We start from the raw sequence: 13,864 nt of genomic DNA on the forward strand, positions 1-13,864 counted from the left end.
GACGAGGACCTCTCTGCCCATGAAGACCACCGACATCCGCATCGCCGGGCTCGGCACCTACATCCCGGACATCGTCGACGCCCGCAAGGCAGTGGCACTTGGCCTGTACGACGCCGACGACTACGAGTTCTACGGCTGGACCGGCGCCGCCGTCGCCGACGACATGCCCGCCCCCGACATGGCAATCGCAGCGGCCCGGCAAGCGCTGGAGCGCTCCGAACTGCACCCGCACGACATCGACATGCACATTCACGCGTGCGGCCATGAACAGGGTCCCGAGGGATGGTCGCCGCAGCACTACATCCTGCGGCACCTCACCGATCGCGACGTGCCCTCCTTCCGCGTCTGGCAGGCCTGCAGCGGTCTGATCGGCTCGCTGGAACTGGCCGCCTGCTACCTCAAGGCCGTTCCCGAGCGCACCGCTGCGCTGCTGACCGGTGCGGACAACGTCGGCACTCCGCACTTCAACCGGTGGGCGTTCGGCATTCAGAACGGCGTCGTGGGTGATGCCGGCAGCGCTGTGCTGCTGTCGAAGACCGAGGGATTCGCGAGCCTGCTGTCGATCAACACCGGCTCCACCGCGGAGGTAGAGGAACAGTACCGGGGCAATGAGCCGCTCTTCCCGCCGTCGCTGACGCTCGGCCGCGGGATCGACTTCAAGGAGCGACTCGCCGCCACTGGTGGGCTCGAAGAGACGGTCGCTGAAGTCGTGCGCCGTCAAGGAGAGTTGCGCACCGAAATAGCGTTGCGCACCCTGGCCGAGGCCGGCCTGGAGCCGGGCGATGTCACTCGGGTCTGCCACGTGTTCACCGGCCAGGAGAGCTACCTGAAGGTCATCCTCGACCCGATGGGGCTCTCCCCTGACCAGGGCCTGCTCGACTTCGGTCGCAATCTGGGCCATCTGACCGTCAACGATCAGATCGTCGGTCTCACCCACCTGGTCGAGACCGGTCAGGTCGGTCCCGGCGACCACGTTCTGATCGTGGCGCACGGTGGCGGGGTGTCCATCACCTGCGCCGTCGTCCGTATCGACCAGCGGCCCACCTGGGCCGCCCAGTAACGCCGCGCCGCACACCGGCCCTCCGCGGAGGGCCGGTGTGTGTGCTGTCCGCCCCACCATTTGACATCAGGGGGTCAACACCGATGTCGTATCTCGCATCCTCACCACTGCTCGATGCCGAAGCGCTGATATCCGCCTTCGGCCTGCTGGGCATCATGGCCACCGTGTTCGCCGAGTCCGGGCTGATCGTCTGTTTCTTCCTGCCAGGTGACTCGCTGCTGTTCACCGCGGGCCTGCTGGTGGCCAACGATCAGATCCTGCACCAGCCCCTGTGGCTGGTCATGCTCGCCATCATTGTCGCCGCCGTGCTGGGCGACCAGTTCGGCTACGCCTTCGGCCGCAGAGTGGGACCAGCCCTGTTCCGGCGGCCCAACTCGCGTTTCTTCAAGCAGGAGAACGCCGAGCGCGCCCAGGAGTTCATGCTCAAACACGGCCCCAAAGCACTGGTGATGGCCCGCTTCATCCCCGTCTTCCGCACCTTCATTCCCATCACCGCCGGTGTGGGACGCATGCCGTACCGCACGTTCTTCTTGTTCAACGTGGTCGGTGCGGTGCTGTGGTCGGTCAGCCTCACGCTCGTCGGCTACTACCTGGGCCAAGTCGCCTTCGTCCGCGACAACATCGAAGCCATCGTGATCGGCATTGTGTTGGTTTCGGGCATCCCGATCATCATCGAAGGCATCCGGATGCGACGCCGGGTGCGCGGAAGCAAGGCCGCCGCCCCCGTGCTGCCCACCTCACCGTCCGCTACCACTGAAACGGAGCTGCCCCACTCATGATTTCGGCCCAGGACTTCTGTGATCTCCTCGCCGACCGCGGCTTCTCATTCGCCAGCGGTGTGCCCTGTTCCCACTTCGGCGGTCCGATCGCCCATCTGAGCACCCAGCCCGGCCGCTACGTACCCGCCCCGAACGAAGGCAGCGCCCTGTCCGTGGCCGCGGGCGCCGCGCTGGGTGGGCGACGCGCCTACGTCATGCTGCAGAACTCCGGCCTGGGCAACCTCATCAACCCGCTCACCTCGCTGGTGATGACCTACCAGTTGCCGCTCCTGACCTTCACCAGCCTGCGCGGCTGGCCCGACCCGGCCACCGACGAGCCCCAGCACGCGGTGATGGGCCCGGCCACTCCAGGGCTGCTCGACAGCGTTCACACGCCTCACTACACCTTGTACGCCAAGGACGGCCCGGACGAGTTCGCCCTGGTTCTCGAACAGGCGGAAAAGGATTTGGCGGAGCAGCGCGCACCCTTCGTGCTGGTGGAGCGCGGCGCCATCGGAAAGGCCACCGCCGCCAACGATCCGTACTCCGAGGGGCTTGCCGCTGCGGAGGCCATCCGTGTCGTCACTGCCGCCGCTCCTCAAGCAGCCGTCATCGCCACGACCGGCTACACCGGCCGGGACACCTTCGCCGTGGCCGACGCTCCCGGAAACTTTTACATGCAGGGTTCCATGGGGCACGCCTCGTCCCTGGGCCTGGGAGTGGCGCTGACGCACCCGGAGCGGACCGTGGTGATCCTGGACGGGGACGGTGCACTGCTGATGCATTTGGGAGCGCTGTCGATGATCGGCCATGCAGCTCCTGCGAACCTGATCCATGTGGTGCTCGACAATCGGGTCCACGAGTCGACCGGAGGGCAGGCGACCACCTCAGCCACCACCTCGTTCCCCGGGATGGCCCTGGCGGCCGGCTATGCGAGCGCGATCGCCTGTGACAGCGAGGACACGGTGCGGAACGCGATGACACAGGCCCAGACCGTTCCGGGACCGCACCTGATCAACGTGAAGACGCTGCCGAGGACGGGGGCGATTCCTCCGCGCGCGACGAACGCGCTCAGCACACTGGACATACGGGATCGCTTCCAGCACAGCCTTCAGCAGTGACCCGACCCCCTGCCGGGTAAAGGGGAGCGGTGTCCCACGCTGAACGCGCGGGGCACCGCTCGCTCCCCTTCACCGACTCGTGCCTGTACTGTCAGGCTCCCTGTGCTGCGGCGGGCTGGTCGGCCTCCGGCTGGAGGCATGCCGCCACTGTCTCGGGGTCCATCGCGGCCAGGCTGGCAAACATGCGCAGAGGCTCGGCCAAGGTCTGGCAGCACATCACGTATTGGTTGCTGCGCCCCTTGGGGATCGCCTCGACTAGCTGCTGTTCCCTCAAGGGGGCCAGATGGTGGCTGACCAGCGTCTGGCTCAGACCGGTGGCCTCCTGCAACTCCTTGACGGTCCGGGGGCGCTGCGCGATCAACAGGATCAGCATCAGCCGGGTTTCGTCCGCCAGCGCCCGCAGTTTGGGCGCCAGCATCTGGGCCCGTTCGCGCTCGCTGAGCCACTGGGCGGGGTCACTGACCGCAACCCTCAGCTTCGATGGCCGGGCCATCGCCACCTCCCTCTCAACGCCGGGGCCGCCCTCCGGCCCCGCCCTGTCCTCGCCGGACAGGACGGACCGGACTGCGGATTCGATCCTACGCATGGTCCTGAGCCCGGATGATCAGGAGGCTGCAGGAGCGTCGGCGCTGCTGTGCGCAGCGGCGGTTTCGGCCTGCCCGGTGCCGTCGCCGTCGGCAACTCGGGCTCTGGGCAGGATGAAGGCCGCGGCCAGCGCCCCGACGACTGCGACACCTACGGCGATGAGCAAGGTAGCGGCGAACCCGTTGACAAAGGACTGCTGGGCGGCGTCCAGTACCCGTCGGCCGGCACCGCCGCCCAACTGCTGAGCGACGACGGACGCTCCCGCCAAGGACTCGCGTACCGCCTCTCCCGCCTCACCGGGCAGTTGTGCCGCCTCCGGAAGGTCGTCGCGGTAGAGGGTGGCGATCGCGCTGCCGCTGATGGCGATACCGAGCGCGCCGCCGACCTGCATACCCACGTCCGCCACAGCGGAGCCTGCGCCTGCTTGGCGGGCGGCGGAGACCACCAGGATGGCGTCGACGGCGGCCGGCAGGGCGATGCCCATACCGAAGCCGAACACGGCCAGCCCCCACAGCGCCTGGGCCTCGTCCTCAACCTGCAGGCCGGCCAGGATGCCCAGGCCGACGGCACACAGCAGCAGGCCGAACACGACCGTGGCCTTCAGTCCGGTGCGTTCCACCAGCTTCGCGGAGAGGGGAGCGCCGATCATCATGGTGCCGATGGCGAGCATGCGCAGGCCGGCGCCCAGCGGGTCGAGTTCGAGTACCGACTGCAAGTACTGGGTGAGCAGATACAGGCCGCTGTAGAGGCCGAAGGAGGTGCAGGCGATCGCCAGGGCTCCACCGCCGTAACGGGCGTTGAGGAGCAGGCCGACGTCGAGCATCGGATGGGCGGTGCGTCGTTCCCACACCAGGAAGGCGACCATCAGAGCAACGCCCACGAAGAGCGAACCGAGCGTGATGATGTCGCCCCAGCCGTTGTGCGGGGCTTCGACCAGGCCGTAGACGATGGCTACGAGGCCCGCCACCGACAGCAGAGCTCCGACGAGGTCCAGGCCGGGATGGCCCGCGGCCTTGGACTCGGGAATCAGCTTGGCGCCGCCGATCAGAGCGATGGCAGCCAGCGGCACGTTGATGATGAACATCGAGCCCCACCAGAAGTGTTCCAGTAGCAGGCCGCTGACCAGCGGCCCCAGCGGAACACCGATGGCCGCCGCGCCCGACCAGATACCGATCGCCTTGCCCTGCTCCTCGGGGGGGAAGACGTCCTTGATGATGGCGAGGGTCGCGGGCATCATCAGCGCCGCTGAAACACCCATCAGAGCTCGGAAAGTGATCAGCAGTTCGGCGTTGGAGGCGAACGCCGCGCCCAGACTGGTCAGTGCGAAGGCTGCCAGGCCGATGGACAGCAGCCGTTTGCGGCCAAAACGGTCGGACAGACCGCCGGCCATGAGCAACAGTCCGCCGAACGCCAGCGCGTAGGAGTCGACCATCCACTGCAGCTGGCTGCTGGTGGAGCCCAGGTCCTTCTGGATGCTGGGCAGGGCAAGGTTCAGGATCAGGGTGTCCAAGCCGATCAGGACTAGGCTCAGGCACAGAATGCTCAGGATCTGCCATCGTCGGGGATGGCCGGCGGGGCTGTTCACTCACGTACTCCTCAAACGCGTCAGGTTGACGCCCGGACAGGACTGCCGGAAGCCGACCGTGCCTGCGGGGGATGTGAGGCAGGCCGACCTCCGGCCACCCTCACATTAAGCAGCACTGCCTGCTATCAACAGTAAAGACTGTTGATAACGGCCGAGTTTGTGCGCTGAATTCGGCCATCTGCCCAATCCCCCCGCAACTACCCTTCCAAGCAGGAGTATTGCTCCCATGATGTGCACGTACTCCGGGTAAGACCTACATGGTCGATTACCTCACCCGCCCCAGGCGTCACCATGACACGCTCTCCGCGCACGCCATCCGCATATGACAACATCCCTGCTCAGCTCGCCCCGCAACGCGCCAAACCCATCGGAGGCACACACCCGGGGACGGACCGCAGGGTTGGCGCAAAACGCCCCCCGCAGGCAAGGAAGTCCTCGAACACTTTGACTGTCATCGATACATTGAGCGAGAAGCAGCACGGGGGCCTGCGCAGAGGGCCCCACAACGGGGTGCCAGGGGGGCTGGAGCACATGCGTACATCCGGCAAGCGAACACGCACAGCCACGCCATCGCCGGCACGGCGATAGGGACCCTGTACTTCATCTCATGTCCGAGGTCCGTGCGTGGCGGCACGGTCCTGACATCACCTCAGACAACACCTGGTTCACGCGTGGCATGACGCGTCGGCACGCGTCCTGCTGCGCTCACGAGGCTGGAACCGTCACTGGCGACGGCTGGTTCCGGACCCTTCCTGAAATACTTGAAAGGGAAAGCGATGTCAGTCTCTGCTCAGCCACGCCTTGCCCTGGTGGGCGACCGCGGCAACCACGGCGAGCCGTCCCACCCGAAGATCGATGCGATGCGTGAGCAATGGGACCTGGCCACTGAGTGGGTTCCGACCACCGACATCCACGACGCCTCCTTGCTGGAGGGCTTCGACGGCATCTGGGTGGTGCCCGGAGCACCGTACTTCAACCAGAAGGGCGTGCACATCGCCGTGCGGCACGCGCGTGAGAACCGGCTGCCGTTCCTGGGCACCTGCGGCGGCTTCTTCAGCGCCCTGATCGAGCACGCGCAGAACGTGCTGCGCCTACCCGAGGCGGAAGGCGTGGACGAGGATCCCGAAAAGATGATGCCCCTGGTCACCCCGCTGAAGTGCTCCTTCCGCGGAGAAAGGGCCCCTCTGAAGGTCAAAGAGGGCTCCCGCCTCGCCGCCGTCTACGGCACGACCGAGGTGGAGGAGATCTTCCACTGCGACTACGGGCTGACCGACGCCTTCATGGACGCCGCCAACCAGGGCACCCTGCAGATCAACGCCTGGGACGTCGACGGCGCGCCCCGCGCCCTGGAGATCACCGGGCACCCGTTCTTCATGGGCAGCCTCTTCCAGCCCGAGCTGTCCTCCGCGCCGGGTGCCGAGCACAAGATCCTCAGGGCGTTCCTGTCGGCCGTACGCACCAAGGCAGGTGCCATACCGACGCCGACGACCTGATCACCACAACACTCCTGCGGCTTTTGACAAGGCCGTGCGTCGTATGCGCGCACGGCCCGGGCACCGCCATGCCCGCCTCGTCCCCGCACCAGGCGGAAGGATCCCCAGCTCTTCATGAAGTCCGACCAGCACGGCCTCTCCCGGCGCGGCTTCGTTCGCGGCGGCATCATCGGTGGCGCCGGTCTCGGCACCCCCGCTCTGCTTCCGATGATCTCGGCGCACGCCGCCGACAGCCCCGCCGCGGCGGGCGGTACGGCTTCCAGCGGCGCTCCAGGAGCGGCTTTCACCGATCAGTCGGCCGCCCTGACCCCGGACAAGACCGTCGCCACGGCCTGCCAGTTCTGCAACTCCAACTGCCGTCTCAACGTCGACCTCAAGGCCGACCGCATCCTCGCCGTGCGCGGCGAGGACAAGGACCCCGTGCAACAGGGCCAAGTGTGCGTCAAGGCCGAGCTGATGCCCCAGCTGGTCTACAACACGGAGCGATTGACCCGGCCGCTGCGTCGCGTCTCCGGCGAGAAGGGATCGCCCCACTCCAAGTTCGAGGCCATCAGCTGGGACGAGGCCCTACGCACCATCGCCGAGAAGCTGCTGGCCCTGCGCGACGCCGGCCAGGCACACACCATCGCCAACCGGACCACAGGCCGTCTGCCCCGCGGCACCGGATCACTGGTGGCCCGTCTGTTCGCGATGCTGGGCAGCCCCAACAACACCGATGTCGGCCCGGTCTGCAACGACGCGGGCGGCAACGCCCTGGCAGCGACCTTCGGCCTGGGCAACTTCACCAACGGCTACGGCATCGACGGCGCCACCGGCAAGGACGACCTGAGCTCGGCCCGCCACTATCTGTTCTTGGGCACCAACCAGGCCGAGACCCATCCGGTGACCTTCGACTACCTGCTGCGCGGCCGCAAGAAGACCAAGGCCACCCTGACCGTGGTCGACCCACGTCTGACCCCGACCGGAGCGGTGGCAGACCGGTGGGTGGCGCCCAAGCCGCACACCGACTTCGCGCTGCTGCTGGCCATGCTCCACCACATCGTGGAAGAGGGCCTGTACGACAAGGCATTCGTCAAGCGGTGGGTGGTCGGCTTCGACGAGCTGCGCGCACACCTGAGGAAGCACCGGTACACCCCTGTGTGGGCAGCGAAGGTGACCGGCCTCGAGGCCGCCACCATCCGGGAGATGGCCGAGGAGTACGCGACGGCGAAACCGGCGGCAATCTTCTGCAACGCCGGCATCTCCCACCAGCTCGGCGCGTTCGACACCTACCGGGTCGCAACGTTCCTGGCGGCGGTGACCGGCAACATCGGCCGACCGGGCGGCGGTTGCAACTTCATGCACAACACCTGGCCCGGCGACCTGCACCTGCCGCCGCTGAAGGCCGGGGTTCCCGAGCGGCGCGAGGCGTTGCCGGTCGGTCCGGACTACTTTGCCGAGTCCATTCTGACCGGTGAGCCGTACCGACTGCGCGCGGTGATCACGCAGGGCAATCCGTTGGTGTCCTCCGCCAACACCACCAAGGTGAAGAAGGCATTCGAGCAGCTCGACTTCTACGTCTACACCGGCCTGTTCATGGAGGAGGCCGCGTACTACGCCGACATCATCCTGCCGGTGTGCAGCGGGCTGGAGATGGAAGGCGTCTACATGCGCCGCGACGACCGGGCCATCCGCTGGCAGGAGCAGGTCGTCGACCGGGTGGGTGAGTCCCGGCCGGACTGGGAGATCTGGATCGGCCTGGCGCACACCCTGGCGGAGCTGGACACCCACCGCCCCACCGCCGAGTGGCGCGAGGCGTTCCCGGAACGATGGATGGACTACAAGGAGTTGTGGGACGACTTCGTCGCCCACACCCCCGGCATGGGCGGCATGACCCGCAGCCGGATGCAGAAACGCACCGAACCGCTGCGCTGGCCATGCCCCACACCCGGGCACCCCGGGGTCAGCACCCTGTATCTGGACCACCCCAGCTGGTACGAGGCAGCGGAGTCGCTGGATGCGGCCAACCGCGGCAAACGCTTCCTCACCTCCAGCGGCAAGGTCGAGCTCACCACCCCGGAGCTGGAAAAGAAGCTGACCGTCACCGGGCACAGCGCCCTGCCGATCTTCTACACGCACCCCGAGGTCACGGGGAAGAACCCCACCCTGGCCTACAGCCCCAAGTTCGTCACCAATCCCATCAATCCCCAGGCCGTCACCCACCCGGTACGCCTGGGGGTGCCCGGCAGTGACGCGGTGCACCGCGACTTCCCGCTCATGGGCATGACCGGCCGCCCCAGCGTCGTGCACTTCGCCGAGGTCACCCACTGGACGCCCACCGGCAAGCAGCTCAACGGCATCCGCTTCGTCCAGATCCACCCCGACACCGCCCGTCGGGCCGGCATCCGCGACGGCGACGACATCCGCGTCGAGAGCCCGCGCGGCTCGGTGACGGGCACCGCGCTGCTGTGGGAGGGGATCAGGACGGACACCGTGTTCGTCCCCAACACCTTCGGTCCCGCCCAGAAGGTCGGCGACCTCTTCGACGACCCCCGCTATGAGGCGGCCAACACCCTCCCCGACGACCGCTACTACGACAACCTCTCCGGCCAGCAGGCCTTCAAGTGCTTCGCCTGCCGGGTCGTCAAAGCCTGACCCACCGCTCGAACCCGGCACCATCCGTCCCCTTTGCTGGAGGCAGTGCATGACCGCTACATCCGATCCGCGCCTCGAAGCCGAGTCCGTCACCGTCCGGACGCTGTCCGGCTTCGACGAGACCGTCCGCGTTTTGGGCTCCAAGAGCTACACCAACCGCTACCTGGCCATCGCCTCCCTGTCCGGGCAGGAGACGGTCATCGACAACGCGCTGCTGTCCGACGACACCGTCTACCTCGCCCGCGCCATCGAGACGTTCGGCCATGTCACCTGCGCCATCGACCAGTCGACCGCCCGCATCCGTGTCACCCCCACCGGCAAGCCGATGCGTGCGCCGAGTGAGGAGATCTTCGTCGGCGGCGCGGGCACCCCGCTGCGGTTCCTGATCTCCATGGCCGGGCACGCCGAGGGCACCACCATCATCACCGGCAATGCCCGCATGCAGGAACGCCCCATGGGCGACCTGCTCAAGACGCTGCCCGCGCTCGGTGTGGACGCCACCGCCGTGCGCGGCAACGGCAGCCCGCCCATCCGCGTGGTCGGCGGCTCCTTCAAGGGCGGCACCACCTCCATCAGCGGCGCCGTCTCCAGCCAGTTCACCTCCAGCCTCATCATCAACGCGCTGCGCGCCCAGACCGACACCGAGATCACCATCAGCGACGAGCTGGTCTCCAAGCCCTACGTGGAGATGACGCTCGCCGCGCTGAAGGAGATGGGCGTGAGCGTCGAGCGCGACGGCTACCGGCGTTTCACCGTCCCGGCCGGACAGCAGGCCCGCGGAGGCCAGGTCACCGTGGAGCCGGACGCATCGGGCATGTCCTACTTCCTGGCCGCCGCCGCCATCCTCCAGTCGCGGGTCGTCATCCCCGGTATCGGTGCCGGCTCCCACCAGGGCGACGTCCACCTGGTGGAGGCGCTGGAGAGGATGGGCTGTCGCACCGAGGTCACCGACGACTCCATCACCCTGACCGGCGGGCCGCTGCACGGCATCGACATCGACATGGAGGCCATGCCCGACGTCGTGCCCTCCCTGGCGATCGCCGCCGCTTACGCCGAGGGCACCACCCGCATCACCAACATCGCCTCCCTGCGAGTGAAGGAGTGCGACCGCATCGCCGCCGTCACCACCGAGCTGCGCAAGATGGGCGTCGGCGTGGAGGAACACGCCGACGCCATGTACATCACCGGCGGCACCCCGCACGGCGCGGTCATCGACACCTACGACGACCACCGCATCGCCATGACCTTCGCCATCGGCGGCCTGCGCACCGAGGGCGTGGTCATCAAGGACCCCGGTTGCGTCGCCAAGTCCTTCCCCACCTTCTGGCAGACCCTCGACACCCTCCACCCCACCCTGGAGAGCACCGTATGAGCACACCCGAGGCGGCATTCGCCGGCCCGGGCATCCTGCTGGTGCTCGACGGCTGGGGACAGGCCCCCGCAGCCGACGACAACGCCCTGGCCCTGGCGCACACCCCGGTCCTGGACGAGCTCGTCACCCGGTTCCCGAGCACGCTGGCCGACGCCTCCGGCGAGGCGGTCGGCCTGCTCCCGGGCACGGTCGGCAACTCCGAGATCGGCCACATGGTCATCGGTGCCGGACGGCCTCTGCCCTACGACAGCCTCCTGGCCCAGCAGGCCATCGACAACGGCACGCTGCGCGCCCACCCCCGCCTGGGCACCGTCCTGGACAAGACGGCTGCCGCGGGGCGCGCTCTACACCTGATCGGGCTGTGCTCGGACGGACAGATCCACGCTCACGTCGAGCACCTGAGCGACCTGCTGGCCGCTGCGGCCGCCCACCAGGTGAGCCGCGTGTTCATCCACGCCATCACCGACGGGCGGGACGTGGCCGACCACACCTCCCCGGCCTACTTGGCACAGGTGGCCGAGTTCACCGACCGCGCCGGGACTGGGCGGATCGCCACCGTCATCGGCCGCGGTTACGCCATGGACAAGGCCGGCAGCCTCGACCTCACCGAGCAGGCGGTCGCCCTGGTCGCTGACGGCCGCGGCACGCCCGTCGACAGCGTCGATCAGGCGGTGGCCGCCTCCGAGCGCGGCGACGAGTGGGTGCCCGCGAGCGTGCTCACCACCGCTGGAGAGGCGGCCATCACCGACGGTGACACGGTGGTGTGGTTCAACTTCCGCAGCGACCGCATCCAGCAGTTCGCCGACCGCCTGATCGAGCACCTGACGGCCACCGGACGCTCGGTGGACATGCTCAGCCTGGCCCAGTACGACACCCGCGCCGCCATACCCGCTCTGGTGCAGCGGGCGGACGCCTCCGGTGGTCTGGCCGACGAACTCGCCGCAGCCGGGCTGCGCAGTGTCCGCATCGCCGAGGCCGAGAAGTTCGAGCACGTCACCTACTACATCAACGGCCGTGATGCCACGGTGCGCGATGTCGAGGAGCACGTGCGGATCACGGGCGAGGGCAAGCCCGACTACATCGCACGTCCGCAGATGAACCTCGATCGCGTCACCGCGGCCGTCGTCCAGGCCGTCGGCCGCGCGGACGTCGACCTGGTCGTCGCCAACCTGGCCAACATCGATGTGGTCGGGCACACCGGCCATCTGGCCGCCACCGTCACCGCCTGCGAGGCGACCGACGCCGCGGTGGGACAGATCCTCGGCGCGGCTCGCGACAGCGGTCGGTGGGTGCTGGCCGTCGGCGACCACGGCAACGCCGAGAAGATGACCAAGCAGGCCCCGGACGGCACCGTCCGCCCTTACGGCGGGCACACCACCAACCCGGTGCCCCTGGTGATCGTCCCCGCGCGGGAAAGCCGGTCGGCGTCGATGCTGCCGGAAAAGGCCACGCTCGCCGATGTGGCTCCCACCGTCCTGCATCTCCTGGGACACAAACCCGGATCCGCCATGACAGGAAGGCCCCTGCTGTGAGCCCGCTCGCCCCTCCTCCCACCCAGGCCGCATGGCACCAGGCACCTGACCTGACCAGGTGCCTGGACAAGCCTCACCTCGCGGCCGCCTTCGCCGAGGACGCCGTCGTCCGTCTGCTGGATGTCGACGGCATCGAAGCCGTGCTGCGCGAGCCCGCCGACCGCTCCCGCACGGTCCTGGGCCTGCACAACCCGTCCACGGACGAGGCCCGCATCAACCTCCACGGTCTGCTGCCCGAACACGCCGAGAGCACCTGGCACTTCATCAGCGGAGCCATGCACACCCGTCGTGCCGCCGATGGGATGTACGTCCATCTCGCGGCGTCCGGCCACGTCTGGCTCACCGCGACCCCATAAAGAAAGGAAACCCCGAAGTCCGGGCCGCTGAGCCCGGTTCCTCGTTTTGACGTGCCGACATCGACGAACCGTCGGCACATCTGCGCCAGATCCACCGCAGCCTGCGCGGGCAGCCCCCTCAGGGCACCGCTGCCTCGCATTCACTTCAGGGCACCGCCAACCCCGAAGGATCTGACATGGAAATACTCGTACTCGTCGTGCTGCTCGCCTTGGCCACCGCCGGGCGAGCCGACGACGTTCCTCATCTCACCACTGCCGCCCTCGTCGGTGCCGATACCTCTCACAGGGTGCCGACACCGGCCGCTCAGGTGTCCGCCGATGCCGACTCCGGCACGGTGCGCACCGGCCTTTCCCGCATACCGCGGGACTTCGCGATCGCCTGGCGAGCATTCCTCCGGCCGTCACCTCCGTGACCTTCCGGGACTCAGGTACGTCCCACGTCACCTCATCACGCACGCCGCGATCACGCACGACGAAAGAAGGGTCCCAGTGGTGTTCAGCAAGAAGCGCCGTCTCGCATGCCTTGCCTCAACGGCTTTGATGGTCATGTCCCTTGCGACGGCATGCGCGGACAAGAAAGGTGGAGCAGCAGGTGCTCTACAGGTCAGCGGGTCGACCACGGTAGCCCCCGTGGCCGCGGACGCGGCCCAGGCCCTCAAGGCCGACGGACTCGACATCACCGTGGCCACCCAGGGTGGGTCCGCCGGCGGCATCTCACAACTCGCATCGGGTCAGATCAGCATCGCGATGAGCTCCAAGCCCTTGGCCGACGAAAACAAGGCCGCCCACCCCGACACCGACTTCCGTCCCGTCCAGATCGGTGCCGACGCCGTCGGTGTCATCGTCACCCAGCAGGTCGCCGACGGCGGCGTGAAGGACCTCACAGCGGCTCAGGTACGCGGCCTGTTCGAGGGGAAGATCACCAACTGGTCCGAGGTCGGTGGTCCGGACCTCGAGGTCTTCGTGTACGACAAGGAACCCGGGCGCGGCACGCGGGAGGTGCTCGACAAGTACCTTTACGGGGAGGAGAAGCCCCCGCCGCCGCCCGAGTCGGGCAACTTCGCCATCGTGGGCGGCAACCTCGAAACCCGCAACAAGCTGAAGTCGACACCCGGCGCTGTGGCGCCGCTGTCCACCAGTTTCATCGAAGGACACGATGATCTGCAGGCGGTGACGCTGGGCGGCATCGCGCCGACTCCCGAAAACATCGCCTCCGGCACGTACCCCATGTCCAGGCCCCTTTACTTCCTGACCGACGGTGAGCCGGAAGGAAAGGCCAAGAAGTTCATCGACTACGTCCTGTCCGCCAAGGGCCAGGCACTGATGACCAAGCACGGCTACCTGACCCTCGAGCAAATCGGGAAGTAG

Annotated in this window: 12 protein-coding genes; 10 read left to right on the top strand and 2 right to left on the bottom strand. The window is 67.8% G+C overall.

Going from position 1 to position 13,864, the window contains the following annotated elements; all coding sequences use genetic code 11:
• Nucleotides 1-19: 19 nt before the first annotated feature.
• From ACTWJ9_RS00695 to aepY, 3 genes are all read left to right on the top strand, one after another.
• Complete coding sequence (locus ACTWJ9_RS00695; protein ID WP_279332030.1) at nucleotides 20-1,060, top strand: ketoacyl-ACP synthase III family protein; 1,041 nt, start codon at nucleotides 20-22, stop codon at nucleotides 1,058-1,060.
• An 83-nt stretch (nucleotides 1,061-1,143) separates the two neighbouring features.
• A complete protein-coding gene (locus ACTWJ9_RS00700) occupies nucleotides 1,144-1,839 on the top strand; it encodes a DedA family protein (RefSeq protein WP_279332031.1) in 696 nt (231 codons plus the stop codon).
• The gene (gene aepY, locus ACTWJ9_RS00705; protein ID WP_279332032.1) at nucleotides 1,836-2,939 is read left to right on the top strand and encodes a phosphonopyruvate decarboxylase; all 1,104 of its coding nucleotides are present in this window, start codon (nucleotides 1,836-1,838) and stop codon (nucleotides 2,937-2,939) included. The genes ACTWJ9_RS00700 and aepY overlap by 4 nt, the downstream gene beginning before the upstream one ends.
• A gap of 91 nt (nucleotides 2,940-3,030) precedes the next feature.
• On the opposite strand, the gene ACTWJ9_RS00710 is transcribed toward aepY, so the two are convergent.
• Nucleotides 3,031-3,432, bottom strand: coding sequence for an ArsR/SmtB family transcription factor (locus ACTWJ9_RS00710; RefSeq protein ID WP_279332033.1), 402 nt, complete (start codon nucleotides 3,430-3,432; stop codon nucleotides 3,031-3,033).
• A 111-nt stretch (nucleotides 3,433-3,543) separates the two neighbouring features.
• Nucleotides 3,544-5,109, bottom strand: a complete 1,566-nt coding sequence (locus tag ACTWJ9_RS00715; RefSeq protein ID WP_279332034.1) for an MFS transporter — start codon at nucleotides 5,107-5,109, stop codon at nucleotides 3,544-3,546.
• A 776-nt stretch (nucleotides 5,110-5,885) separates the two neighbouring features.
• Between ACTWJ9_RS00715 and ACTWJ9_RS00720 the strand changes: the two genes are divergently transcribed.
• The 7 genes from ACTWJ9_RS00720 (at nucleotide 5,886) to ACTWJ9_RS00750 (ending at nucleotide 13,864) form a co-directional block, all read left to right on the top strand.
• Nucleotides 5,886-6,602: a glutamine amidotransferase-related protein gene (locus tag ACTWJ9_RS00720; RefSeq protein WP_279332035.1), complete on the top strand. Its 717-nt coding sequence runs from the start codon at nucleotides 5,886-5,888 to the stop codon at nucleotides 6,600-6,602.
• 114 nt (nucleotides 6,603-6,716) lie between these two features.
• Entirely contained in the window at nucleotides 6,717-9,236 is a 2,520-nt protein-coding gene (locus ACTWJ9_RS00725) for a molybdopterin-containing oxidoreductase family protein (protein WP_388707387.1), read from the top strand.
• A gap of 49 nt (nucleotides 9,237-9,285) precedes the next feature.
• On the top strand, nucleotides 9,286-10,608 hold the full coding sequence (gene aroA / locus ACTWJ9_RS00730) for a 3-phosphoshikimate 1-carboxyvinyltransferase (RefSeq protein WP_443295034.1): 1,323 nt from the start codon (nucleotides 9,286-9,288) through the stop codon (nucleotides 10,606-10,608).
• Nucleotides 10,605-12,140: a 2,3-bisphosphoglycerate-independent phosphoglycerate mutase gene (gene gpmI, locus ACTWJ9_RS00735; RefSeq protein WP_443295035.1), complete on the top strand. Its 1,536-nt coding sequence runs from the start codon at nucleotides 10,605-10,607 to the stop codon at nucleotides 12,138-12,140. The genes aroA and gpmI overlap by 4 nt, the downstream gene beginning before the upstream one ends.
• On the top strand, nucleotides 12,137-12,496 hold the full coding sequence (locus ACTWJ9_RS00740; RefSeq protein WP_443295036.1) for a hypothetical protein: 360 nt from the start codon (nucleotides 12,137-12,139) through the stop codon (nucleotides 12,494-12,496). The genes gpmI and ACTWJ9_RS00740 overlap by 4 nt, the downstream gene beginning before the upstream one ends.
• Before the next feature lie 176 nt (nucleotides 12,497-12,672).
• Entirely contained in the window at nucleotides 12,673-12,909 is a 237-nt protein-coding gene (locus tag ACTWJ9_RS00745; RefSeq protein ID WP_279332041.1) for a hypothetical protein, read from the top strand.
• A 76-nt stretch (nucleotides 12,910-12,985) separates the two neighbouring features.
• On the top strand, nucleotides 12,986-13,864 hold the full coding sequence (locus ACTWJ9_RS00750; RefSeq protein ID WP_443295037.1) for a phosphate ABC transporter substrate-binding protein: 879 nt from the start codon (nucleotides 12,986-12,988) through the stop codon (nucleotides 13,862-13,864).

The organism is Streptomyces sp. GDS52, assembly GCF_052246875.1.
GTDB classification, from domain to species: Bacteria; Actinomycetota; Actinomycetes; order Streptomycetales; family Streptomycetaceae; genus Streptomyces; species Streptomyces cathayae.

Bases quoted from the DNA above. Each gene is read 5' to 3' on its own strand.
- ACTWJ9_RS00695 (WP_279332030.1), top strand. From the start codon at position 20: ATGAAGACCACCGACATCCGCATCGCCGGGCTCGGCACCTACATCCCG.
- ACTWJ9_RS00700 (WP_279332031.1), top strand. From the start codon at position 1,144: ATGTCGTATCTCGCATCCTCACCACTGCTCGATGCCGAAGCGCTGATA.
- aepY (WP_279332032.1), top strand. From the start codon at position 1,836: ATGATTTCGGCCCAGGACTTCTGTGATCTCCTCGCCGACCGCGGCTTC.
- ACTWJ9_RS00710 (WP_279332033.1), bottom strand. From the start codon at position 3,432: ATGGCCCGGCCATCGAAGCTGAGGGTTGCGGTCAGTGACCCCGCCCAG.
- ACTWJ9_RS00720 (WP_279332035.1), top strand. From the start codon at position 5,886: ATGTCAGTCTCTGCTCAGCCACGCCTTGCCCTGGTGGGCGACCGCGGC.
- ACTWJ9_RS00725 (WP_388707387.1), top strand. From the start codon at position 6,717: ATGAAGTCCGACCAGCACGGCCTCTCCCGGCGCGGCTTCGTTCGCGGC.
- aroA (WP_443295034.1), top strand. From the start codon at position 9,286: ATGACCGCTACATCCGATCCGCGCCTCGAAGCCGAGTCCGTCACCGTC.
- gpmI (WP_443295035.1), top strand. From the start codon at position 10,605: ATGAGCACACCCGAGGCGGCATTCGCCGGCCCGGGCATCCTGCTGGTG.
- ACTWJ9_RS00745 (WP_279332041.1), top strand. From the start codon at position 12,673: ATGGAAATACTCGTACTCGTCGTGCTGCTCGCCTTGGCCACCGCCGGG.